The following is a 24,442-nucleotide window of genomic DNA, read 5'->3' as shown; positions in this document are numbered from 1 at the left end:
TGTTCAGAGCGCTGCTGACGGTTGCGCCAGGGCGAGCAGGCGACGCGCCTGTTCGATGACGGGGCGATCCACCATCTTGCCATCGACCTGCACGGCATGGCTGCCGCTGGCGGTCGCTTCCAGCACGCGCCGTGCCCAGTCGAGTTGCTCGGGCGTGGGCAGGAAGCCCGCACGAACCGCGCCGAGCTGTGCCGGGTGGATGCAAAGCTTGCCGCCAAAGCCGAGTGCGCGGGCATACGCCACGTCGTCGGCGAGGACGGACTCATCCTTCAGCGCCGTGGTGACACCGTCGACGGGAGGCGGCAGGCCGGCCACGCGCGATGCCAGAACGATACGCGCACGCGCATAGGCCAGCGCATCGCGCGTGTGGCTGCAGCCGAGGTCGACCGCATAGTCGAGCGAGCCGAATGCCAGTCGCGCAACCCCCTTGGCGGTGGCCACTGCGTCGACTTGATGCAGGCCGAGCGCGGTTTCGATGATGGCAACGACTTCAGCGTTCGGATTGATACCGCGCAGGACTTCGGTGATCGACGCCAGTGCCGCGGCATCTTCCGCCTTGGGCACCATCAGCCCGGCCAACGGCGTGCCTTTCGGCAATGTACGCAGCCATTCGATGTCGGCGGCGAAGCCCGCCGCGGCGCTGTCGTTAATGCGCACATAGGCATTGGCAGCGGGACCCGTGGCGAGCCATTGCGCAATGGCCTGGCGCGCCGCCGGCTTGGCGTCCGGATGCACGGCGTCCTCGAGGTCGAGGATCATCACATCCGGCTTTGCCGCGGCGGCCTTGTCAAAGCGTTCGGGCCGGTCGCCCGGCACGAACAGGTAGGTGACTGCAGTGGACATGGTCTGTGCCTCAGCGTGCCAGCGGCAGCCAGTCGTTGACGTTCGGGGCGTTTTCCAGGCCCCACACCCGCGCGATGATGGTGCGCATCTCGGCCTCGGTCGCACCGTGGCGGAAGCCGCCGAGCTGCAGCGCCTTGGCTTCGAGTTCGGGGCGCGACAGCGTGTTGTCCGGATCGCCCTTGGGCACGTCCACGCGCGCGGCCAGCGTGCGGCCGTCGGTGGTGCGTACCGTCACGCGGCCAATCCACTGGCGCGGATAGGCAGCGTTGATCTCGTCGTCAAGCTCCATCTCCACCTTGCCACGGAAGCTGGCGACCTTCGCATCCTGCAGCGCGTGCTGCTCGAACTCGGCCAGGCCGGCGTGACCGTGCACGGCAACCAGGCCCAGCACCGTGCCCATCGAGAACTTGGCCTGGTGGATGGTGGTCGGGTTGACCACCGGGCCGAGCACGTCGATGGCACCCTGGTGCACATGCGTCGTGACGCTGGCGATCTGGTCGGCGCTGACGCCCTCGCGTTGCATCAGCACCTTCAGCGCGTCGGCAGCCGGATGGGTGTGGCGGCACGAGGCGAAGAACTTGAACGAGGTCTCGGCCGTGGCCCAGCGCGTGCCCAGGCCATCGGTCAGGCAAGCCGGGTTCGCATCGCTCGACATGCCGGCGGCCATGCCCTGTGCGCCTTCGAGGATCTGCTTCGCACCAGTGAAGCCGGCGCGGGCCAGCCACGCGGACTGCAGCCCATCGGCAGCGGCTTTCGCGGTGTGCAGTTGCTTGGAGTCGGCCGCGTCGCGCAGGAATTCCCACAGTCCGGCGGCTTGCGTGCCAGCCGACCCCAGTGCCTGGTTGATGCCTTCGGCGTCCAGGTTGTAGAGCTTCGCAACTGCGGCAGCCGCAGCCAGCGTGCCGACCGTGCCGGTGGTGTGGAAGATGCGGTAGTGCGACCGGCCCATGAATTCGCCGATGCGGATGCCCGCTTCATAACCGGCGATGGAAGCCAGCAGCACCTCCGCGCCGGTCTTGCCTTCGGCCTGCGCGGCGGCGATTACGGCCGGGAACACTACGGCGGCGGGGTGCAGCACCGAGCCGTTGTGCACATCGTCCTGCTCGACCACGTGCGACGACGCGCCGTTGATCAGTGCGGCAAAGTACGGCGAGGTGCGGCGGCGGTCGACGAAGACTTCGGCGTCGCCCGTCGAGGGGCCCATGGCGGCGGCGAATTCCTGGATCTTGCGTACGGCGGGGGCGTCCTTGCCGGCTATGGCCGAGGCGATCCAGTCAAGGAACAGGTCCTTGGTGCGCTCGATGACAGGGGCGGGTACGTCGGCCAGCGTGAAACGGGCGAGGAATTCGCAGAGCTGGCGGGTCGGGTAGGTGTGGTCAGCGCTCATGTTGGCTGGGTGCCGGGTAACGTTTGAAAAAGGGAAAGGCCCGGGCAAAGCCGGACCCGTCCGCTCAGACGACTTTCTTGGCGGCCAGGGCTTCGACGTCCGAAGCACCGTAGCCGAGTTCGGTCAGGATGGAAGCGGTGTGCGCGCCCAGGGCGGGGATGGCGCCCATCGCCGGCTCCACGCCGGACAGGTTGGCCGGCGGCAGCAGCGCGTCGACGGTGCCGTTCGGCGTCTCCACTTTGCGCCAGCGCTCGCGCGCCTGCAGTTGCGGGTGATTCCACACGCCTTCGATGTCGTTCATCGGGGCGTTGGCGATCTGTGCCTGGTCGAGCAATTCCTCGACCTGCGCCACGGTCAGCGTCGAGAAGCGATCCTCGATGATGGTGGTAAGTTCGGGCCGATTGCGCACGCGTGCCGTATTGCTGGAGAAGCGTTCATCCTGCGCGAGCTCACGATTGCCAAGCACGATCTCGCAGAAGTTGGCGAATTCTCGCTCGTTCTGCACGCTGAAGATCACGCTGCCATTCGCGGTGCGATGAATGCCGTACGGAGCGATGGTCGGGTGCGAGGCGCCGACGCGCGCCGGCGGTTTGCCGCCGTAGTGGCCGAGGTAGAGCACCTGGTTCATCCACTCGGCCATGGTTTCCAGCATGGTGACCTGCACGCGCAGGCCCTTGCCGGTACGCCCGCGCTGCAGCAGCGCCGAGAGGATGCCGCTGTAGGCGTACATGCCGGCCGAGATGTCGGCAATCGAAACGCCCGCGCGCGACGGTTCGTTCGGGCCGCCGGTCAGGCCAACCAGGCCGGCGGCGGCCTGGATCAGCAGGTCATAGGCCTTCTTGTCGCGATAGGGTCCGGCGTCGCCGTAGCCCGAGATATCGCAGACGATCAGCTTTTCGTAGCGCGGGTGCAGGGTGTCGAAGTCCAGACCCATGCGCGCGGCGGCGCCGGGGGCGAGGTTCTGCACCAGCACGTCGGCGTCGGCCAGCAGCTTGTGCAGGATGGCCTGGGCCTCGGCGTCCTTCAGGTCGAGCGTCAGGCTTTCCTTGCCGCGGTTGAGCCAGACAAAGTACGACGACTGGCCGTGCACGGTCTCGTCATAGCCGCGCGCGAAATCGCCCACACCAGGGCGCTCGATCTTGATCACGCGCGCGCCGAGATCGGCTAGCTGGCGCGTGGCGAAAGGGGCCGCGACCGCGTGTTCGAGCGACACCACGCGGATGCCGTCGAGCGGCCGGATGCCGTTGGGCGTAGTTGCAGTCATGCGCGGCCTCAGAACGAACGCGGCAGCTCGAGCACGTGCTCGGCCACGTAGGACAGGATCAGGTTGGTCGAGATCGGCGCGACCTGGTACAGGCGGGTCTCGCGGAACTTGCGCTCGATGTCGTACTCGGCCGCGAAGCCGAAGCCGCCGTGCGTCTGCAGGCAGACGTTGGCCGCTTCCCACGATGCGTCGGCAGCGAGCAGCTTGGACATGTTGGCTTCCTTGCCGCACGGCTTGCCGGCGTCGAACAGCGCTGCAGCCTTGTAGCGCATCAGGCTGGCGGCTTCGACGTTGACGTAGGAGCGTGCGATCGGGAACTGGATGCCCTGGTTCTGGCCGATCGGGCGGTCGAACACGACGCGTTCGCGCGCATAGTTGCTCGCGCGTTCGACGAACCAGTAGCCATCGCCGATGCACTCGGCGGCGATCAGGATGCGCTCGGCGTTCATGCCGTCAAGGATGTACTTGAGGCCCTTGCCTTCCTCGCCAATCAGGTTTTCGGCCGGCACTTCGAGGTTGTCGAAGAACAGCTCGTTGGTCTCGTGGTTGACCATGTTGCGGATCGGGCGGACCGTCAGGCCCTTGCCGATGGCTTCACGCAGATCGACCACGAACACCGACAAGCCTTCCGACTTGCGCTTGACCTGGTCCAGTGGCGTGGTGCGGGCCAGCAGCAGCATCAGGTCCGAGTGCTGCACGCGGGAAATCCATACCTTCGAGCCGTTGACGACATACTTGTCGCCCTTGCGCACGGCAGTGGTCTTGAGCTTGGTGGTGTCGGTGCCGGTGGTCGGCTCGGTCACGGCCATCGACTGCATGCGCAGTTCGCCCGAGGCAATGCCCGGCAGCCAGCGCTTCTTCTGCTCGTCCGAACCGTGGCGCAGCAGGCAGCCCATCACGTACATCTGGCCGTGGCAGGCGCCGGAGTTGCCGCCGTTGCGGTTGATTTCTTCCATGATGACCGAGGCGGCCGTCAGCGACAGGCCCGAACCGCCGTAGGCTTCGGGGATCAGGGCCGACAGCCAGCCCGCGTGCGTCAGCGCCTGGACGAATTCCTCGGGAAAGCCGTTCTGTTCTTCAATGCGCTGCCAGTAGGCCGAATCGAAACCCGCGCAAAGGTCGCGTACGGCTTCGCGGATTTCCGGGAAAAGCTGGTCTTGATCCTGATCTGCAAACATGGGGTGGGCCCGGTCGATTTGAATGGGGCCATTATTCCCGAGGGCCCTTTGGCCCGAAATTCGGATTTGCGAAAGAGCGGCTTAGGTGCGGCTTAGGTGCGGCCAATGTGGAGCACAGCTGCGGGTGCGGCACAGCGTGCGCAATCCGTGGTGAAAGGCCGGGCCCAATGGGAAGACGCCCGGCGAACCGGGCGTCTTCTGGCATGTTATTGGCGCGGAACGTGTCAGCGCATGAACAGCCAGATCAGGATCAGCACGAAGGCCGGAACGCCGAGAAGCCACGCGATGATGTAGGGCATGATGTGCTCCTTCCTTTTCTGTACGTCTTCACGATAGAAGGAGCGGCTGCTCTGCCGTGTCCGCGCGAATCCGGTTGCGCTGTAGGACGGCATCGCATTTGTCTGGCATGACTTGGCGAGCGCCTTCCACGCAACCCGTCGCGGTGCGCATCACTCATTTTGATGATGATGCGGCGCTGCGAATCGGTCACAATGGCATGGCGGTTCGCATTGGCGACGACGAGGCGTCACATGCGGTCCGCAAAAAAGCAGGGGAAGCAAAACGGACCACGTCCTCACCTGGCGCACAGGGCCGGCACATGCCGGCGAGACGGGACGATGTCCGCGAGGGGCGTAGACGGCGCGCGCCCGGCGGCACTTCGGTGCTGCCGGGCCAGGCCGCGCAGCGTCACCCATGTCCCCGGGCGCGCCCGCCCAATGGGCCGCGATCCACCGGACGCACATTCCACGTAGCTGATTGGCCGCTCGTGTCCCGGCCGCCGGACGCAGTCGGGAAAATCGCGCCTTCTGCGCGCAACCGCACGCTTAGCGCAGCGGCGCAAGCCTATGCTCTGTCGCAGAGGTCCCGTCGTCAGGGGCCCACCGCAGGGGAGTGTGGCATGAAAGCAATCATCAGCGACGAAGCGGCTTTCGCCGTGTTCGTAGGATCCCGTTTCCCGTACTACCGCGATCGCTGGCAGGTCGCAGCGGCGCACAACGGCATGGCGTGGAACTGGGCGGCGTTCTTCTTCGGGCCTTTCTGGATGGCCTACCGCCGCATGTACTGGCAGGTCGGCGTCTACGCCATCGTCCTGTGCGCCGAACCGGTGCTGCACGCGCTGTTCCATGTGCAGATGCCGGATGTGCTCGCACGGCCGCTAGCCTACGCCATGGCGCTGGTCCTCGGCTTCTACGGTAACCAGCTGTACCGCATGCATGCGGAATCGACGATCCGGCGCCTGCGCGATTACCACTGGTCGCCCGAGGTGGTCAATGATTCTCTTGCGCGCTGCGGCCGCACGAGCTGGCCCGGTGTGGCAGCCATGGCGCTGCTGATCGCGGTCATGCTGGTGTCGCTGCGGCCGCTCGCGCGGCTGGTGGCCTAGCGCCAGACGGGGAACGGCCATGCAATGCCAACTCTATACAGGCTCGCGCGCAGCGTCGACCAGGTACTGGATCAGGGTTTCGGCGAACTGCGGCAGTTCGCGGCCCGGGCGGCGGCACAGGCGCAATTCGCGGCGTGCCCATTCGTCTTCCAGCGAGATAAAGCGCAGCACCTTGCGGCTCGCGTAGCGGCGTGCGCAGCTGTTGGGCACGATGGCGATGCCGGCACCGGCCTCGACCATGCGGCAGACCGCGTCGAAGCTGCCCACCTGGATGCGCAGGCTGATGCGCTTGCCCATGCCGCTGGCGATGCGGTCGAGGAAGGACTGGATCGCGCTGAACTGGTTCAGGCCGACGAAGCGGCAGGTGTCCAGCAGGTCGGCGAAGTGCAGCCGCTTGAACTGCGGCAGCGGGTGGTTGACCGGCGCAATCACGATCAGCTCGTCGCTGCACAGGTGCATGACGTCGAGATCCTGGGTCGCAACCTCGCCCGCGACGATGCCAAGGTCCGCCGCACCGGCGCTGATCGCGGAGACGATTTCCTGCGACAGATGCTCTTCCAGCTCCACATCGACGTCAGGGTTTTCACTTAGGAAGCGGGACAGGCCGGTCGCCAGGAACGAGTTGGTGGCGGTCGTATTGGCCAGCAGGCGGACCTTGCCCTTGACGCCCTTGGCATAGGGACGCAGGTCGGCATGCAGGCATTCGAGTTCACGGAACACCTCGCGGGCATGGTGCAGCAGCGCATCGCCGGCCGGGGTCAGCCTGACGCCTTTCACCTGACGGATCAGAAGCTGCGTCTGGAACGCCTCTTCCAGCTGCTTGATGCGCGTGCTGGCTGCCGGCAGGGACAGGAAGCTGCGCTCCGCGGCGCGGGTCAGGTTCTCCGTTTCACCGACGTTGAGGAAAAGGCGCAGGTCGGTCAGGTCGTAATGCATGGGGTTCCGTCAGGCCAAAGGCCACTTTTGCGATTCGTGAATTCCAATGTTTCAGCCGCCAATTTATCGTATCTAGCGTGGCAATAACATCCGGACATGCTTGCCTGCGACTGGCACGGCCGTCGCGGGCGGCCGTTATTGTCGCCAGAAACGCGGTCTGGTGACCGGGAAAAGCATTCAGAGGAGCAACGCAATGAGCGGTTTGATGGCAGGCAAGGTAGCGCTGGTAACGGGCGCTGGTGGTGGAATCGGGCGCGGCATCGCGCTGGCGATGGCAGCTGCCGGTGCCAAGGTCGTGGTCAACGACCTCGGCGTCTCGATGACCGGCGAAGGCGGCGATGCCGGTCCCGCACAGCGCGTGGTGGAAGAAATCCGCGCGGCCGGCGGCGAGGCCGTGGCGAACACCGACAGCGTGTCGACCTGGAATGGTGCCAACGCCATCGTCCAGTGCGCGCTCGATAACTTCGGCCGCATCGATGCCGTGGTCAACAACGCCGGCAACCTGCGCGACCGCATGTTCTTCAAGATGAATGAAGAGGAATGGCGTTCGGTCATCGACGTGCACCTGCACGGCACCTTCTTCGTGAGCCGTGCGGCGGCCAACTATTTCAAGGACCAGGAGGGCGGCGCCTTTGTGCACATGACGTCGACCTCGGGCCTGATCGGCAACCTGGGCCAGGCCAACTACTCGGCCGCCAAGCTCGGTATCGCCGCGCTGTCGAAGTCGATCGCACTCGACATGCAGCGCTTCAACGTGCGCTCGAACTGCATCGCGCCGTTCGCATGGAGCCGCATGACCAGCTCGATCCCGGCCGAAACGCCGGAGGAAAAGGCGCGTGTGGCCAAGCTGCAGAAGATGGAAGCCGGCAAGATCGGCCCCGTGGCGGTCTACCTGGCCAGCCCGGAGGCAGCCGAGGTCAACGGCCAGATCTTCGCCGTGCGCGCCAACGAAATCATCCTGATGAGCCAGCCGCGCCCGGTGCGCTCGGTGCACATGAGCGAAGGCTGGACGCCGGAATCGATCGGCGAGATCGCCATGCCGGCCATGCGCAACAGCTTCTTCAAGCTCGAGCGCTCGCCCGACGTGATCAGCTGGGACCCGATCTGAGATGGCGCCCGCCATGCAAGGCGCACTGGCCGGTGTCCGGGTGCTCGACCTGTCGCGCATCCTGGCCGGGCCGTGGTGCGCGCAGAACCTGGCGGACCTCGGCGCCGAAGTGATCAAGGTGGAACGCCCCCGGGTCGGCGACGACACGCGCTCCTGGGGCCCGCCATGGTTGCCGGATCCCGAAGGCCAGCCTTCGCGCGATGCCACCTACTTTGCCGGCGCCAACCGCGGCAAGCAGTCGCTCACGCTCGACATCGCCAGCCCGGAAGGGCAGGCGATCGTGCGCGAGCTCGCGGCCAAGTCGCACATCGTCCTCGAGAACTACAAGGTCGGGGACCTGAAGCGCTACGGGCTCGACTTTGAGAGCCTGAAGGCGATCAATCCGGCGCTGGTCTATTGCTCGATCACCGGCTATGGCCAGACCGGCCCGAGCGCGCACAAGCCGGGCTACGACTTCATCTTCCAGGGCATCGGCGGACTGATGAGCGTGACCGGCGAGCGTGACGACTTGCCTGGCGGCGGTCCGCAGAAGGTCGGTGTGGCGGTGGTGGACGTGCTGACCGGCATGTATGCGACCGTGGCTGTGCTTGCCGCATTGCGGCATGCCGAGCGCACCGGCGAGGGCCAGCATATCGACATGGCGCTGCTCGATGCCGTGGTGGCCGTGGGCGCGACGCCGATCATCGCGCAGCGCATCACCGGCCAGGCCATGCCGCGCTATGGCAATGCGCACGCGAACATGGTGCCGTACCACGTCTTTGCGACGTCGGACGGCTACATGATCGTGGCGGCCGGGAACGACGGCCAGTGGCAGGCGTATTGCCGTGGTATCGAACGTCCGGATCTGGCCGCCGACGAGCGCTTCGCCACGGGCTCGGGTCGTATCATCCATCGCGAATTGCTGGTGCCGATGCTCGAGGCCCATATGCGCACCCGTCCCACCGCGCACTGGGTCGAAGCGCTGGAGGCACAGGGCATTCCGTGCGGGCCGATCAACGACTATGCGCAGGTGCTCGACGACCCGCAGGTCCGTCATCGCGAACTGCAGGTCGATCTGGTACGCAAGGACGGTGCGATCTGCCCGACCGTCAAGAGCCCGCTACGGCTGTCGAGCACGCCGGTGCAATATGACGCGCCGCCGCCGCGCCTTGGCGAACACACGGAACGTGTGCTGGCTGAAGTGCTCGGTTTGTCCGCGGAGCGGATCGCTGCACTGCGGGAGCAGGGCGTGGTCTGACCGCGTACGTGAAAGCCCGATAGGGTCAAGCCGGCGATGGCGTTGTCATCGCCGGCTTTTTTTGTTTGCGCTGGTCTTGACGGCTGGTCAGCTGCCGGCGCTTGCGAGCTGCCGGTATTCGCCCGGCGCCACGCCCGTCCATTTCTTGAACGCGCGGTGGAAGGTGCTGGGCTCCGAGAAGCCGAGCCGCAGCGCGACCTGCTGCAGCGAGAGATCGGAGCGCTCGAGCATGCCGATCGCCACGTCGCGCCGCAGGTTGTCCTTGATGTTCTGGTAGCCGCGCCCTTCGTCGCGCAGCCGGCGGCGCAGCGTTTGCGGCGTCAGGCGCAGCATCTGCGCCATCTGCTCGAGCGAAGGCAGTTCGTCGTCGAGGTGCGAGCGCAGGTGCAGGCGGATGCGTTCGGCCAGGCAACTGTTGTCGCGGTAGCGCACCAGCAACTTGTGCGGCGCCTCGCGCAGGAATTCGCCGAGGCCGGTGGCATCCTGCATCACCGGCAGCCGCAGCCAGGCGGCGTCGAAATGCAGCGCCGTGCAGGGCTGCCCGTACCGGACCGTCGTGTTGAAAATGCGCTCGGTGTCGGTCTGCCCCTTGGGCGGCCCCGCGCTCAGGTCAACGCGGGCCAGCGGCATGCGCCGTGCCACCAGCCAGTTAATCAGGCCGTAGGCGTGGAACACGAACGTCGACTCGGCGAACACGTGGCACGGCGACGCGGGCGCGTGCGCATGCAGTTGGACGGAAACGGTCTTGCCATCTTCGCTGCGGTGCAACCGTGGCGTGAAGTCGCCGATGTGCAGCCGGTACTGGCGCAGGCCGGCCTGGATCGCCTCCTCCAGCGTCGCGCAGTGGATCATTGCGCTGGCAGCCTGGGCGAACACCCCCGGCGGCACGGGGCGGCTGAGCAGGCCCCACAGTTCGTCGCGCGTGATGCGGCGCAGCGTGCGGATCAGTGCGGCGTACTGGTCTTGCGTGACGCGCGCGGTGGGCGATGCCAGCAGTGCCGGCGAGATGGCTGCGCGGCGCAGCAGCGCATCGATATCGCCGCCGAGCCGGCGCACGCCGAGCACGATCTGCTGGACGTGGTGGATGGCGATCGTGTGGCGCGCCGGCGCGGGCGCTGCGGCCAGCGGTGTCATGACCGTGCCGGCGGTGCCGGCCAACGCCGGACCCGGCGCGGCGATGCTGCGCGGCATGCCCGGCACGGGATGCCGGTGAGCGGGCGTGGCAACGATGTGCATGAGTCTCCTCGTCGTGTTGGGGCGCGCCGGGCGTTGCCCTGGCAGTGGCGAACTGGCGGCATGGTGGCCTGAGGCAGACCTTATCGCGGCCGGGTCGCACCGCACAATCGGGATTTGCCAAAGCCTGCCTTTCAACTGAGCGATTCGGCCAATCATTTTGGGTCGTCTGGTCATTGTCCGGACCACCTCCCATCGCGCACCCTCTCGCTGTGGAAAGGTCCGCACCGAACGGACCGCCACCGGCACGCCGGACACGGCCACGCCAACGGATACATCGCCGGCGTCAGCAAAAGGGGGCAGAGCCCTTCGCCGCGAACAAAAAACACAAAGGAGACAACCACATGCAGGCAGATCGTCGTAGTGCATTGCTGCGTTTTGGTGCCGGATTGCTGGCACTGGGCGGGGTCGCAACCGGCTTGCTTGGCGCCGGACCGGCCATGGCACAAGCCGCCTTCCCGTCGAAATCCGTGCGGCTGGTGGTCCCGTATCCGGCCGGCGGGGCGACCGATGTCCTGGCGCGTGCCATTGCCGACGGTCTGGGCAAGGCCTGGAAGCGTCCCGTCGTGGTGGAGAACCGCCCCGGCGCCAGCAGCATGATCGGCTCGGAAGTGGTCGCACGTGCCGAGCCGGACGGCTATACCGCGCTGCTCACCATCACCACGCTCGTGCAGGCCCCGAGCCTCTACACCAAGGCCCCGTTCGACCCGGTGAAGGATTTCGCGCCTGTGTCGGAGCTTGGTACCACCAACCTCGTGTTCGCCGTCAACGGTGCGGTGCCGGCCACGAACCTGAAGGAATTCATTGCGCTGGTGCGCGCCAAGCCGAAGCAGTATTCCTTTGGCTCGTACGGCACTGGTTCGAGCGGCCATCTTTACGGCGAGATCTTCAACGAGACCGCCAAGCTCGACATGATCCATGTCTCCTACAAGGGCGAGGCGCCTGAACTGAACGACCTGCTCGGCGGCCAGGTGCCATCCGCCGTGATCTCCGTGATGGGCGCCAAGCCCCACAACGCCTCCGGGCGCCTGCGCGCGCTTGCCGTGACCGGGGCTTCGCGTTCACCGCAACTGCCCGACGTGCCGACGTTCAAGGAAGCTGGCATTGCCGGCCTGGATTCGCTCGGCTGGTTCGGCCTGCTGCTGCCCGCCGCCACGCCGCGCGCGATCGTCGAGAAGTTCTCGGCCGACGTCAACAAGGTGCTTGCCGACCCCGCGGTGCGCACGCGCATGAACGAACTGGGCGTGATCCTGACCGGCAGCACGCCCGATGCCTTTGCCCAGACCGTGCAGTCCGACTACGCGCGCTGGGGCAAGGTGATCCGTACCCACAACATTCGTCTTGACTGAGCCTTTGCCTGACATGAAGTTCGCCAGTACCTCCCAGCCTTACCGTTCCCCCGCCTGGCCCGCCGGCTTGCCGGCGTCGCTGCATGCGCCGCGTACCAGCCTGTTCTACAACCTGGAGGTGGCCGCGCGCCGCTATCCCGATAAGACCGCGATCCAGTACTTCGGCACCGCGATCTCCTATGCAGCGCTGCTCGATGAGGTCGAGCGCATGGCCGGTTATCTGCAGCACACCTGCGGAATCCAGCCCGGCGACCGGGTGGTGCTGTTCAGCCAGAACTGCCCGCAGTTCATCGCGGCGTACTACGCCATCCTGCGCGCCGAGGCCGTGGTGGTGCCGGCCAACCCGATGTGGCTCGAGGCCGAACTGGAACACGTGGTCGCGGACAGCGGTGCCGTGGCCGTGTTCTGCGGCAGCGAACTGTACGACCGCGTCGCGCCGCTGCACGGCAAGGCATTGCGCCACGTGATCGTGCACCACTATGCGGGCATGCTGCATGACGATGGTGGCTTGCCCGTGCCGGCCTGGCTGCGCGAGCCGGCGCCCCCGCTGAGCGCGGCACCGAGCGGTGCAATGCCCGTCGCCTGGGAAGCGGCAAGCAATGCCGGCCAGCGCCCGCGCCCGCACGAGGCCGGCTACGACTCGCTGTGCATGCTGGCCTACACGTCGGGCACGACCGGCAATCCGAAGGGGTGCATGCATACCCACGGCACCATGATGAGCTCCGCGGTGGGCTCGCAGGTCTGGCGCAGCAGTACGCCGGAAGCGGTGGTGCTGGCAGTGGCCCCGATGTTCCACCTGCTCGGCATGCAGAACTGCATGCATTCGCCCATCTACCTCGGCGCCACCGTGGTGCTGATGCCGCGCTGGGAGCGCTCGCTCGCCGCCGACCTGATCGAGCGCTATCGCGTCTCGGTATGGGGCGCGCCGCCGGCCATGCTGGTGGACTTCTTCGCACAGCCCGGCGTGACGGAACGCGACCTGTCCAGCCTGGCGTTCCTCGGCGGCGGTGGCGCAGCCATGCCCGATGCCGTGGCCAATATGCTGCAGGAGCGCTTCGGCCTGCCTTATGTCGAGGCCTATGGCATGACCGAGACGGCGTCGTTCCTGCTGTCCAACCCGCGCCAGAAGCCCAAGCGCGAATGCCTGGGCATTGCCACCTTTGGCGTGGACGCGCGCGTGGTCGACCCTGAAACGCTGGCCGAACTGCCGCAAGGCGAGATCGGCGAGATCGTCGCCCATGGCGCGCAGGTGATGCTCGGCTACTGGAACAACCCGGAGGCCAACGAAGAATCGTTCATCGAGGTCGATGGCAAGCGTTTCCTGCGCACGGGCGACCTCGGCTTCATGGACGAAGAGGGCTACTTCTTCATGCGCGATCGCCTCAAGCGAATGATCAACGCGTCCGGCTTCAAGGTCTGGCCGGCCGAGGTGGAGAACCTGCTCTACGGGCATCCGGCAATCCACGAGGCCTGCGTGATCGCCGCGCGCGACGATCATCGCGGTGAAACGGTCAAGGCCGTGGTGGCGCTGCGCGCGGAATCGCGCGGCACGCCCGAGGCTGACCCGGAACGCATCATGGCCTGGTGCCGCGAGCGCCTGGCTGCCTACAAGGTGCCGCGCATCGTCGAATTCGTCGACGCCCTGCCCAAGTCGGCCACCGGCAAGATCCAGTGGCGCGCGCTGCAGGAAGAGGCCATGCAACCGGCGGCCCCGGGCAAGACGGGCACGGAAGGCCGGTGAGACCGGAACCAGACAGAGTTTTGGAGAGAGACAGCATCATGCAGAAGAGCAGACGAACCTGGCTGGCACAGGCCGGCACCCTGGCGGGCGCCGCCATGCTGGGCAACGTGGGCCAGGCACTGGCCCAGAATTACCCCAGCAAGCCGATCCGTATGGTCGTGCCGTACCCGGCCGGCGGCGGCACCGATACCGTGGGCCGCATGATCGGCCAGCGGCTGGCCGAGGCGTGGGGCCAGCCGGTGGTGGTCGACAACAAGCCCGGTGCGAGTGGCATGCTGGGCAACGACATCGTCGCCAAGTCGACGCCCGACGGCTACACGATGCTGCTGGCGATCACGGCTTTGATCCAGTCGCCGAGCCTGTACAAGCGTACGCCGTATGACGTGAACAAGGACTTCACGCCCGTTTCGCTGATCGCCAAGTCGTCGGATCTGTTCGTGGTGCCCAACCGCGTCCCAGCCAATACGATGCGCGAGTTCATCGCGCTGGCGAAGGCCGGCAAGCTCAGCTATGGCTCCTACGGTAACGGCACTTCGTCGCACCTGCACGGGGAGTTGTTGCGGCAACAGGCGGGCATCGAGCTGACGCACGTGCCCTACAAGGGCGCGGCACCGCTGCTCAATGACCTGCTCGGCGGCCAGGTCGACTCGGCGTTCGTCGATGTGACGTCGGCGTATCCATACCTGACCAGCGGCAAATTTAAGATCCTCGGCATCACGGGCACGCAGCGCTACAAGGCCATTCCGAACGTCGCGACATTTGCGGAGCAGGGCCTGCAGGGTTTCGAGCCGAGCGGCTGGTTCGCGCTGTTCCTGCCCGCCAACGCGCCCAAGGACGTGACCGCGCGCCTTGCCGCCGAGACCGCGCGCATCGTCAAGCTGCCCGAGATCACCCAGAAGCTGGCCGGCATGGGCCTTCAGCCAGTCGGTTCCGCACCGCAGGAGTTGGCCGCCGTGGTGTCGGGCGATATGCCCAAGTGGGCCAAGATCGTGCGCGACGCGCATATCCAGCTGGACTGAGCGCCAGTCAGGCATCGAACCGCAGCATTACATGGAGTCATCAATGGAAACCATTCGCTATGCCGTCGAAGACGGTATTGCCACCCTCACGCTGGATTACCCGGCCCGCAAGAATGCGCTGAACGGCGTCATGCGCCGCGAGATCGGCGACGTGATGCACCAGCTGCGCCAGGACACCAGCGTGCGCGCGCTGATCCTGACCGGTGCCGGCACTGACTTCTGCTCGGGCGGGGACATCAGCTCCATGCAGGGCGAGATCAGCGCCGCGCAGGGGCGCCAGCGGCTGGGCAATATCCATCCGTGGCTGGAGACGCTGATCAATCTCGAGATCCCTGTCATTTCAGCGGTGGATGGCGCGGCTTTTGGTGCAGGCTTCAGCCTGGCGCTGACCGCAGACATCATCCTGGCCACGCCGCGCGCCCGCTTCGGGCTGCCGTTCCTGCGTCTGGGCCTGATTCCGGATTGTGGCGTTTTCTACACTCTGCCGCGCATGATCGGCCTGCAGCGCGCCAAGGCGCTGATGTTCTCCATGCGGGAACTGAACGCCGAGGCCGCACAGGAACAGGGCATCGTCATGGAGATCGTGCCCGCAGACAGTCTGCAGGAGCGCGCCCGTGCGATGGCCCGCGCCTTCACCGAGGCCTCGCCGGTTGCGCTGGCGCTGACCAAGAAGGCACTCAATGCGTCGCTGAACCAGGACCTGCACAGCATGCTGGCCATGGAAGCGGACGGCCAGGGCATCGCGTTCGCCACGGAATACCGCCAGGAGGCCGCGAACCGCTTCCTGTCCAAGCAGCCGCCGCGTTATCGCTGGCCTGACTAAGTCCTGCGAAGCAATCGGGTGCGTCCGGCATGCTGCACTGCGGCACGCCGGACGTTTCCTGCCTCGCAAGGCTTCAACGAAATACGCCTATCTATATAGAGGCATGACAGCGGTAACGCCGCGTGTCGTCCGCCTGTCTTCCGCCTTTCCTCCTTTTCCCTCTGCATTTCGAAGTCGATACACATCATGGGAACTCCCGAACTGAATGCCGTCGCCTCTGCTACCACCGAGGCCTCCTGGATGACCGAAGACCTGATCCTGTTCCGGGACACGGTGCGGCGCTTTGTCGAACGTGAACTGGCGCCGAACGAATCGCGCTGGGCCGAGCAGGGCTATATCGACCGCGACGTCTGGCGCCGTGCGGGCCAGATCGGCCTGCTGTGCGCAAGCATCCCCGAGGAATACGGCGGCGGTGGCGGCACCTTTGCGCATGAGGCGGTCATCACGCAGGAAATGGCGCGCGGCATCTGCACCAGCCTGGGCAATAACGTGCATAGCGGCATCGTGGCCCACTACTTGCTCAACTACGGCACACAGGCGCAGAAGGAGAAATGGCTGCCGCAGATGGCCAGCGGTGAAATGGTGGCGGCGATCGCCATGTCGGAACCGGGCGCCGGTTCCGATCTCAAATCGGTACGCACCCGCGCGGTGCGCGAGAAGACGGAAAACGGGGATTGCTATCGCATCAACGGTGCAAAGACCTTCATTACCAACGGGTATCACGCCGACCTCGTCTGCCTGATCGCAAAGACTGATCCGGAAGCGGGTTCGCGCGGGGTGTCGCTGATCATGGTGGAGACCCGGGATCTGCCGGGGTTCCGCCGCGGCCGCATTCTGGAGAAGATCGGACAGAAGGGCCAGGACACTGCAGAGCTGTTCTTCGACGACGTGATCGTGCCTTGCGAGAACCTGCTCGGCGAGCAGGAGGGGCAAGGCTTCTACCAGCTCATGCAGCAATTGCCGCAGGAGCGGATGATCATCGCCCTTGGTGCGGTGGCGAGCATGCAGCGCGCCATCGAGCTGACGACTGACTACGTGCGCGAGCGCAAGGTGTTCGGTCAGCCGTTGCTCGACCTGCAGAACACGCGTTTCAAGCTGGCCGAGTGCAAGACTAATGCGACCATCGCGGCCACGTTCGTGAACGACTGCATGGTGCGGTTGATGGAAGGCAAGCTCGACGCAGCGACCGCGGCAATGGCCAAGTGGTGGTGCACGCAACGCAACTGCGAAATCATCGACGAGTGCCTGCAGTTGCATGGCGGCTACGGCTATATGCTCGAATACCCGATCGCACGTATGTACGCGAACGCGCGTGTCGGCAAGATCTACGGTGGCTCGAACGAGATCATGAAAGAGCTGGTCGCACGCACGCTCTGAGTGCTGTCATCAGCAGTCGGCGTGTGCTGATGCGCGCCGCGAAAATCTCCGCGAAAGGCCGGCGAAATCGCCGGCCTTTTTTGTGTACTGGTTACAAAACCGTCTGTGCAGGGTGGGGCAGAAAGGTGTAAGGTTTGTCACAAGCCATAGTCAATGGCCCGTCGCGCGCGGGGAAAGGCTCTGGTTCGAATGTGGTGTTTGCAGGGTGGAAATGCCGTTGCCTACATACATACGAATCGTCAACTTGAGCACCACCATCGCCGTTATTTGACTATGATGAAGTAAAGACTTCGCAACATGAACAGGTCGCCAAGCCGGGGTGGTGGACCGCTAAAGCTGACGCGAAGCCTCAGGGGAGTAGCAGTGCCTTGACCTCGGATGGGGACTCTGACGGGAGTGAGGAATGGACATTTTCGGCCATTACGCCACGCGTTTCGAAGCTCGCAAGGAAGAGGAATACAGCATCCAGGAGTACCTGGATATCTGCAAGAAGGACCCGACTGCCTATGCGACTGCGGCTGAGCGCATGCTCGCCGCGATCGGTCAGCCGGAGCTGGTGGACACCCACCATGATCCGCGACTGTCCCGACTCTTTTTCAACAAGGTCATCAGGGTTTATCCGGCCTTCCGCGATTTCTACGGCATGGAGGACACGATCGAGCAGATCGTCGCGTTCTTCAAGCATGCCGCGCAGGGTCTGGAAGAGCGCAAGCAGATCCTGTATCTGCTCGGGCCTCCTGGTGGCGGCAAGTCTTCGCTGGCGGAGAAACTGAAGGCGTTGATGGAAGAGGTACCCATCTACGCGCTGAAGGGCTCGCCGATCCATGAATCTCCGCTCGGTCTTTTCTCGCCGACGGAAGACGGCAAGATTCTGGAAGAGGACTATGGCATCCCGATCCGGTACCTGAACACCATTCCCTCTCCGTGGGCGGTCAAGCGCCTGCAAGAGTTCAATGGTGACATCACGAAGTTCCGCGTGGTCAAGCTGCGTCCGTCGGTGCTGTCGCAGATTGCGATCTCGAAGACCGAACCGGGCGACGAGAACAACCAGGACATCTCCTCGCTCGTCGGCAAGGTGGATATCCGCAAGCTAGAGGATTTCCCGCAGGACGATCCTGACGCCTACTCGTATTCCGGCGGCCTGTGCCTGGCCAACCGCGGCCTGCTCGAGTTCGTCGAGATGTTCAAGGCGCCGATCAAGGTGCTGCACCCCATGCTGACCGCCACGCAGGAGGGCAACTACAAGGGCACGGAGGGCTTCGGGGCGATTCCGTTCGACGGCATCATCCTGGCGCACTCGAACGAGGCCGAGTGGCAGACGTTCAAGCAGGACAAGAACAACGAGGCTTTCCTCGACCGTATCTACATCGTCAAGGTGCCGTACTGCCTGCGCGTGTCGGAAGAGGTGAAGATCTACGACAAGCTCTTGCGCAGCAGTTCGCTGTCGGCGGCGCCGAACGCGCCGAGCACGCTGAAGATGATGGCGCAGTTCGCGGTGCTCACGCGCATCAAGGAGCCCGAGAATTCCAACATCTTCTCGAAGATGCGCGTCTATGACGGCGAGAGCCTGAAGGACGTCGATCCGAAGGCGAAGTCGTACCAGGAATACCGCGACTATGCCGGTGTGGACGAAGGCATGAACGGCCTGTCGACGCGCTTTGCGTTCAAGGTGCTGTCCAAGGTGTTCAACTTCGACAATACCGAGGTCGCGGCCAACCCGGTGCACCTGCTGTATGTGCTCGAACAGCAGATCGAGCGCGAACAGTTCCCGCCGGAGCAGGAAGCGAAGCTGCTGGCGCACATCAAGGAGTACCTGACCACACCGTACGTGGAGTTCATTGGCAAGGAGATCCAGACCGCGTACCTCGAGTCGTATTCCGAGTACGGCCAGAACATCTTCGACCGCTACGTGGTGTTCGCCGACCTGTGGATCCAGGACCAGGAGTATCGCGATCCGAATACCGGCGAAATCCTCGACCGCAACGCGCTGAATGACGAACTGGAAAAAGTGGAAAAGCCAGCGGGTATCTCGAACCCCAAGGACTTCCGCAACGAGATCGTCAACTTCGTGCTGCGCGCGAGAGCCCACAACGGTGGCAAGAATCCGGTCTGGACCAGCTACGAGAAGCTCAGGATGGTGATCGAGAAGCGCATGTTCTCCACTACCGAGGATCTCCTGCCAGTCATCTCGTTCAACGCCAAGTCTTCGCGCGAAGACCAGGAGAAGCACGAGAACTTCGTCAACCGCATGGTCGAGAAGGGGTACACACCGAAACAAGTCCGACTGCTGGTGGAGTGGTATCTGCGCGTAAGAAAATCATCGTAACTGCGCCTGAACCAGGCCTCTCTTCGAAGGCATATACATGGGCACGGTCATCGACAGGCGTGAGAACGGCGGCAACAAAAGTGCCGTCAACAAGCAGCGCTTTATCAAGCGCTACCGAGAGCAGATACGCCAGGCGGTTGCAAAGGCGGTGTCCGGCCGGAAGATCATGGACATCGAGCAGAGCGGGCAGGTGTCCATTCCGGTCAAGGACATCTCCGAGCCGATCTTTCACCACGGCCCGGGCGGGCGGCGTGAATGGATCCATCCCGGCAACAAGAAGTTCGTCCGGGGGGATTCGTTCGACCGCCAGCAGCAGGGCGGCGGCGGGACCGGTTCGCGCGCCAGCGACAGCGGCGAGGGCGAGGACGATTTCGTCTTCACGCTGTCGCGCGAGGATTTCCTGAATTTCTTCTTCGAGGACATGGCGCTTCCGGACCTGGCCAAGCGCCACCTGGCCAAGATCGCCGAAGTCCGAAAGGTCCGCGCCGGCTTTTCCATTGACGGGACGCCTTCCAACCTGTCGATCCTGCGCACCATGCGCAGTTCGATTGGCCGGCGCATTGCGTTGTCCAGCCCGTACCAGAAACGCCTGCGCGAACTGGAAGAGGCTTACAACGAGGCGCTGGAGAAGGATGGCCCTTACGGGGACACCGCGCTCGAGCTGATGAAGGAGATGCGGCATCTGCGTGCCTGCATCGACCGCGTGCCGTTCATCGAGAAGCTCGACCTGCGCTACAACAACCGCGTGCTCAAGAAGCGGCCCCAGGCCCAGGCGGTGATGTTCTGCCTGATGGACGTCTCGGGCTCGATGGATGAGAGCAGGAAGGATCTCGCCAAGCGCTTCTTCATGCTGTTGTACTTGTTCCTCAAGCGCAACTACGAGCGCATCGACGTGGTGTTCATCCGCCATCACACCGTGGCCAAGGAGGTGGAAGAGGAGGATTTCTTCCATTCGCGCGAGTCCGGTGGTACCGTGGTGTCGAGCGCGCTGAAGCTGATGGTCGAGGTCATCCATGACCGCTATCCACCCAGCCAGTGGAACATCTATTGTGCGCAGGCATCCGACGGCGACAACTGGGCCGGGGATTCCGAGTTGTGCGGCCGTTTGCTGCGCGAGTCGATCCTGCCGCTGGTGCAGTATTACGCGTATGTGGAGGTTGCCTCGGAGGAACCGCAGAATCTCTGGGAAGAGTACCTGACGGTCAAAGGTCAGTTCGAGCACTTCGCGATGCAGCGCATCATCAGTCCGGACGAGATCTATCCGGTGCTGCACGACCTGTTCCAGAAGCGCGCGGCCTGACGAGGCGTGAAGCCTTTCGGGTCCACTGGTTCCGGCGGACCCGCAGGACGTTGACAGTGGCAACGCGGTGCAGCGTGGCCGTGCCGGGCAACGTATGCCGGGTGCGGCCGGCGTGCCCGCCAGATTGGGGGTGAAGATGGCTTATCTCTCCACGGGTTCGGAATGGACCTTCGAGCTGATCAACCGGTACGACCGCGAGATCGCCCGTATTGCCGGCGAATTCGGGCTGGACACCTATCCCAACCAGATCGAGATCATCACCGCCGAGCAGATGCTGGATGCGTACGCGTCGGCTGGCTTGCCGGTGGGATACAGCCACTGGTCATACGGCAAGCACTTCCTGGCCTCGGAGCGCAGCTATCAGCGCGGCCATATGGGGCTGGCCTACGAGATCGTGATCAACTCCAACCCCTGCATTGCGTATCTGATGGAGGAGAACACGCTGCCAATGCAGGCGCTCACCATCGCGCACGCGTGCTACGGCCATAACTCCTTCTTCAAGGGCAATTACCTGTTCCGCACCTGGACCAACGCGGACGCCATCATCGACTACCTGTTGTTCGCCAAGAACTATGTGGCCGAATGCGAGCAGCGCTATGGCGAGCAGGAGGTGGAGTTGCTGCTCGACTCCTGCCACGCACTGCAAAATTATGGCGTGGACCGCTACAAGCGGCCCAAGAAGCTCTCGATCACGGAGGAGCAGGCACGCCAGGCCGAGCGCGAGAACTACCTGCAGATGCAGGTCAATGATTTGTGGCGCACGCTGCCGAAGCACCGCCCGCACGCGCTTGCCACGGATGACGACGCAATCGAGCCGGAAGGCACCTTCCCGCCGGAGCCGCAGGAAAACCTGCTGTATTTCATCGAGAAGAACGCGCCCAAGCTCGCGCCGTGGCAGCGCGAGATCGTGCGCATCGTGCGCAAGATCGCGCAGTACTTCTATCCGCAGCGCCAGACCAAGGTGATGAACGAAGGCTGGGCCACATTCTGGCACTACACGATCATCCACCAGCTCTATGAGGAAAAGCTGGTCAATGACGCGTTCATGCTGGAACTGCTGCAGGCGCACACCAACGTGATCTACCAGCCGCCGTACCACAGCCCGTACTACAGTGGGCTGAACCCGTACACGCTGGGCTTCCTGATGTTCCAGGACCTGCGCCGCATGTGCGAGAACCCGGACGACGAGGACCGCCACTGGGCGCCGGAGATCGCTGGCTCGGACTGGCGCACCACGCTGGACTTCGCCATGCGCAACTTCAAGGATGAGAGCTTCCTGCTCCAGTTCCTGTCGCCGCGCGTGATCCGCGAACTCAAGCTGTTCTCGGTACTCGACGACGACCGCGAGAACAAGCTGCGCGTGACGGCCATCCATGACGATGAAGGCTACCGGATGATCCGCCAGTTGCTGGCTTCACAGTACGACCTGTCCGGCATGGAGCCGAATATCCAGGTCACCAATGTCGATGTGGGCGGGGACCGCTCGCTGACCTTGCGTCACCAGCAAAGCGACCGCCGGCCGCTTTCGCACAACTTCGACGAGGTGATCCGCCACGTGACGCGCCTGTGGGGCTTCAACGTGCGGCTGGAAGTGGCGTATGAGGATGGTCGACGCGAACTCAAGTACGAGTGCAAGCCGGAACGCCGCCACCGCAAAGTGGCTGGTGGCGGGCTGAGCCTGGCGGCCTGAGGGTCAGGTTTTTCTGCGGACGAAACGGCGGCCCTTAACCGGGCCGCTGTTTTGTTTCAGGTGTCAGGCGGCGGTCTCGCACCAGTCCCGCACCAGTTCCACTGCGCCGCGCGACGGCTCCGCACACACGAGCTCGCCGAGCGCGCGGCTCCACCAGCGTTCCGAACCGTCGGCCACGCGCCATGCGTGCAGCCGGCGCGTGTAGAGCTGCAGATCGAATTCCTCGGTGATGCCAATGGCGCCGTGCACCGCGTGGGCGATGGCGGCCACGGGCGTGACCGCATCGCTCGCGCGCAGCTTGCCGATGGCGGCGCGGACCGGGTCGGGCGTGCTGCCCGAGCCTTCGCACGCGATCTGTGCGGCCAGCCGCGAGGCGGCAACATGCTCGGCCATCTCGCTGATCTGGTGCTGGATTGCCTGGAACTTGCCGATCGCGCGGCCAAACTGCAGGCGGTCGTTGGCGTACTGCAGCGTCATGTCCATGACCTGGGACAGCGCGCCGGCCATCTGCGCGGCGTGCAGGCAGGCGCCGATGGTGCGCAGCGTGCCGGCGGGCAATGCGAAGGCCTGTTCGGCCCGGGCATCGGGACGCGGCAGGCGCACGGTCAGGTCGGCGTGGGCACCGGTCGGTTCTGCACCGGCGGAGGAGGCCGGCAGCAGCACGCAGCGGGTCCCGGTCTGCACCAGGAACCAGCCTGCGTGGCGGGCGTCAGCCACCAGCGTGGCCGGGCTCTCGTCGTCGAAACTTGCGAGTGCGATCGGTTCGGCTGGCGTCTGCACGCCGTGCGCGTGCAGCAGCGCACGGGCGAACAGCGTCTGCGCGAGCGGCAGCGGCATGGCGTGACGACCCAGCACGTAGAGCACCGGGGCCACGTCGGACAGCGACAGGCCGGCGCCATCTGCGGATTCAGGCAGCAGGCAGTCGGCAAAGCCGCTTTCCAGCAGCGCTTGCCACAGTGGCGCCGTATCGGCACCCTGTTCGATGGCGCGAACCGTGGCGGGTTGACAAAGGTCGCGCAGCAGGGCGTCGAGTGCGTCGGAATAGGTGTTATGCATGGCGATGGACTCAGTATTGGACGCGTTCAGCGCAGACCCAGGCCGCGCGCAATCATGCCGCGCAGGATCTCGCGCGTGCCGCCGCGCAGCGAATAGGACGGGGCGATCTGCGTGACATAGGCCAGCGTGCGGTACAGCGCGCCATCGGCCGCAAGTGCCGGCTCGTCGCCGAGCGCGGCTTCCACGAGTGCCGGGATCGACTGCTCGAACGTCGTGCCGAGATCCTTCACCAGCGCGGCTTCGACCACTGGGCTCTCACCGGCGGCAAGGCGCGCCGTCACCGCCAGCGACATGGAGCGCAGCACCGCAAGGTGGCCCACCAGCCGGCCGGCGGTGACAGTATCGCGCCGCGCTTCAGGCAGGCGCCGCAGCGCGGCCAGCCATGTATCGAGCAGCACCACGCTCGAGTACAGCCGCTCCGGCCCGCTGCGCTCGAAGGCGAGTTCCGCGTTGACCTGTTCCCAGCCGCTGCCTTCCTGCCCGACGAGCGCGTCCGGCGCCAGCACCACGTCCTCGAAGCTGACTTCGGAGAAGTGCGCGTCGCCGGTCAGGTCCTGGATCGGCCGCACCGTGACGCCGGGTGCCGAAAGGTCGACGATCACCTGCGACAGGCCGGTCTGGCGGTCTTGCGGCGTGCCCGAGGTGCGGACCAGCGCAATCATGTAGTGGCAGTGGTTCGCGTTCGTCGTCCAGATCTTGCGTCCGTTCAGGAGCCAGGTTCCGTCCGGTTGCCGCACGGCACGCGTGGCCACGCTGGCGAGGTCGGAGCCCGAGTTGGGCTCGCTCATGCCGATGCAGAAGAACGCGTCGCCGCGGCAGATGGCGGCCAGGTACTTGGCCTTTTGCGCCGCATTGCCGTAGCGCAGGATCAGCGGACCGCTCTGGCGGTCGGCAATCCAGTGGGCCGACACGGGCGCCCCGGCGGCCAGCAGTTCTTCGACCAGCACGAAGCGCGAGAACGGGTCCAGGCCGGCACCGCCATACTCGGCCGGCAGCGTGATGCCGACCCAGCCGCGCGCGGCGAGCGCGCGGCTGAAGGCGGCGTCAAAGCCCATCCACGAGCGTGCGCGGACTTCGGGCGGCAGCTTTGGCATCTGTTCGGCCAGGAAGGCCCGGACCTGCTCGCGGAACGCCATGGCGTGCGGCGGCAGGCTGGTGAGCTGGAAAGTGGAAAGCAGTGCGGTCACGTTG

General features: G+C 65.1%; 20 protein-coding genes. 11 read left to right on the top strand and 9 right to left on the bottom strand.

Annotated features, from left to right (window positions below; all coding sequences use genetic code 11):
* Positions 1-3: 3 nt before the first annotated feature.
* The 5 genes from KHO41_RS24875 to KHO41_RS24855 form a co-directional block, all read right to left on the bottom strand.
* The gene (locus KHO41_RS24875) at positions 4-843 is read right to left on the bottom strand and encodes an HpcH/HpaI aldolase/citrate lyase family protein (RefSeq protein WP_211955925.1); all 840 of its coding nucleotides are present in this window, start codon (positions 841-843) and stop codon (positions 4-6) included.
* Positions 844-853: 10 nt separating this feature from the next.
* Complete coding sequence (locus KHO41_RS24870) at positions 854-2,230, bottom strand: MmgE/PrpD family protein (RefSeq protein WP_211955923.1); 1,377 nt, start codon at positions 2,228-2,230, stop codon at positions 854-856.
* A gap of 64 nt (positions 2,231-2,294) precedes the next feature.
* Positions 2,295-3,494, bottom strand: a complete 1,200-nt coding sequence (locus tag KHO41_RS24865; protein WP_211955922.1) for a CaiB/BaiF CoA transferase family protein — start codon at positions 3,492-3,494, stop codon at positions 2,295-2,297.
* An 8-nt stretch (positions 3,495-3,502) separates the two neighbouring features.
* Positions 3,503-4,672 (bottom strand): acyl-CoA dehydrogenase family protein, encoded by a 1,170-nt coding sequence (locus KHO41_RS24860; protein ID WP_211955921.1) that lies wholly within the window; start codon positions 4,670-4,672, stop codon positions 3,503-3,505.
* A gap of 224 nt (positions 4,673-4,896) precedes the next feature.
* The gene (locus KHO41_RS24855; RefSeq protein ID WP_211955958.1) at positions 4,897-5,064 is read right to left on the bottom strand and encodes a hypothetical protein; all 168 of its coding nucleotides are present in this window, start codon (positions 5,062-5,064) and stop codon (positions 4,897-4,899) included.
* 506 nt (positions 5,065-5,570) lie between these two features.
* Between KHO41_RS24855 and KHO41_RS24850 the strand changes: the two genes are divergently transcribed.
* Positions 5,571-6,056, top strand: coding sequence for a DUF2628 domain-containing protein (locus KHO41_RS24850; protein ID WP_211955920.1), 486 nt, complete (start codon positions 5,571-5,573; stop codon positions 6,054-6,056).
* Positions 6,057-6,089: 33 nt separating this feature from the next.
* On the opposite strand, the gene KHO41_RS24845 is transcribed toward KHO41_RS24850, so the two are convergent.
* On the bottom strand, positions 6,090-6,992 hold the full coding sequence (locus KHO41_RS24845) for a LysR family transcriptional regulator (RefSeq protein WP_211955919.1): 903 nt from the start codon (positions 6,990-6,992) through the stop codon (positions 6,090-6,092).
* 193 nt (positions 6,993-7,185) lie between these two features.
* Here KHO41_RS24845 and KHO41_RS24840 point away from each other — a divergent pair, with 193 nt between their 5' ends.
* Positions 7,186-8,100 carry an SDR family NAD(P)-dependent oxidoreductase gene (locus KHO41_RS24840; RefSeq protein WP_211955918.1) on the top strand — a complete coding sequence of 305 codons (915 nt, stop codon included), beginning with the start codon at positions 7,186-7,188 and terminating at the stop codon, positions 8,098-8,100.
* Positions 8,101-8,113: 13 nt separating this feature from the next.
* On the top strand, positions 8,114-9,337 hold the full coding sequence (locus KHO41_RS24835; protein WP_244874012.1) for a CaiB/BaiF CoA transferase family protein: 1,224 nt from the start codon (positions 8,114-8,116) through the stop codon (positions 9,335-9,337).
* An 87-nt stretch (positions 9,338-9,424) separates the two neighbouring features.
* Here the strand turns inward: KHO41_RS24835 and KHO41_RS24830 are convergent, their stop codons facing one another.
* A complete protein-coding gene (locus tag KHO41_RS24830) occupies positions 9,425-10,573 on the bottom strand; it encodes an AraC family transcriptional regulator (RefSeq protein WP_211955916.1) in 1,149 nt (382 codons plus the stop codon).
* A 341-nt stretch (positions 10,574-10,914) separates the two neighbouring features.
* Here KHO41_RS24830 and KHO41_RS24825 point away from each other — a divergent pair, with 341 nt between their 5' ends.
* The 8 genes from KHO41_RS24825 to KHO41_RS24790 all read left to right on the top strand — a co-directional run bounded on the left by KHO41_RS24825 (position 10,915) and on the right by KHO41_RS24790 (position 22,195).
* The gene (locus KHO41_RS24825; RefSeq protein ID WP_211955915.1) at positions 10,915-11,919 is read left to right on the top strand and encodes a Bug family tripartite tricarboxylate transporter substrate binding protein; all 1,005 of its coding nucleotides are present in this window, start codon (positions 10,915-10,917) and stop codon (positions 11,917-11,919) included.
* Between the two features lie 13 nt (positions 11,920-11,932).
* Positions 11,933-13,660 carry a long-chain fatty acid--CoA ligase gene (locus KHO41_RS24820; RefSeq protein ID WP_211955914.1) on the top strand — a complete coding sequence of 576 codons (1,728 nt, stop codon included), beginning with the start codon at positions 11,933-11,935 and terminating at the stop codon, positions 13,658-13,660.
* Between the two features lie 38 nt (positions 13,661-13,698).
* Positions 13,699-14,679 (top strand): Bug family tripartite tricarboxylate transporter substrate binding protein, encoded by a 981-nt coding sequence (locus KHO41_RS24815; protein ID WP_211955913.1) that lies wholly within the window; start codon positions 13,699-13,701, stop codon positions 14,677-14,679.
* A gap of 43 nt (positions 14,680-14,722) precedes the next feature.
* The gene (locus tag KHO41_RS24810; protein ID WP_211955912.1) at positions 14,723-15,502 is read left to right on the top strand and encodes an enoyl-CoA hydratase/isomerase family protein; all 780 of its coding nucleotides are present in this window, start codon (positions 14,723-14,725) and stop codon (positions 15,500-15,502) included.
* A 186-nt stretch (positions 15,503-15,688) separates the two neighbouring features.
* The gene (locus KHO41_RS24805; protein ID WP_211955911.1) at positions 15,689-16,879 is read left to right on the top strand and encodes an acyl-CoA dehydrogenase family protein; all 1,191 of its coding nucleotides are present in this window, start codon (positions 15,689-15,691) and stop codon (positions 16,877-16,879) included.
* A 403-nt stretch (positions 16,880-17,282) separates the two neighbouring features.
* Positions 17,283-19,205, top strand: a complete 1,923-nt coding sequence (locus KHO41_RS24800) for a PrkA family serine protein kinase (protein ID WP_211955910.1) — start codon at positions 17,283-17,285, stop codon at positions 19,203-19,205.
* 37 nt (positions 19,206-19,242) lie between these two features.
* Complete coding sequence (locus tag KHO41_RS24795) at positions 19,243-20,505, top strand: YeaH/YhbH family protein (protein WP_211955909.1); 1,263 nt, start codon at positions 19,243-19,245, stop codon at positions 20,503-20,505.
* A gap of 136 nt (positions 20,506-20,641) precedes the next feature.
* Entirely contained in the window at positions 20,642-22,195 is a 1,554-nt protein-coding gene (locus KHO41_RS24790) for a SpoVR family protein (RefSeq protein ID WP_211955908.1), read from the top strand.
* 63 nt (positions 22,196-22,258) lie between these two features.
* On the opposite strand, the gene KHO41_RS24785 is transcribed toward KHO41_RS24790, so the two are convergent.
* Both KHO41_RS24785 and KHO41_RS24780 read right to left on the bottom strand, forming a co-directional pair.
* Entirely contained in the window at positions 22,259-23,251 is a 993-nt protein-coding gene (locus KHO41_RS24785) for an acyl-CoA dehydrogenase family protein (protein ID WP_211955907.1), read from the bottom strand.
* 26 nt (positions 23,252-23,277) lie between these two features.
* Positions 23,278-24,438 carry an acyl-CoA dehydrogenase family protein gene (locus tag KHO41_RS24780; RefSeq protein WP_211955906.1) on the bottom strand — a complete coding sequence of 387 codons (1,161 nt, stop codon included), beginning with the start codon at positions 24,436-24,438 and terminating at the stop codon, positions 23,278-23,280.
* Between the last annotated feature and the right edge of the window lie 4 nt (positions 24,439-24,442).

It is taken from the genome of Cupriavidus numazuensis (assembly GCF_905397435.1).
GTDB classification, from domain to species: Bacteria; Pseudomonadota; Gammaproteobacteria; order Burkholderiales; family Burkholderiaceae; genus Cupriavidus; species Cupriavidus numazuensis.
The sequence above is the reverse complement of the archived record's forward strand: the minus strand, read 5'-3'. Positions and strand labels throughout refer to the sequence as shown.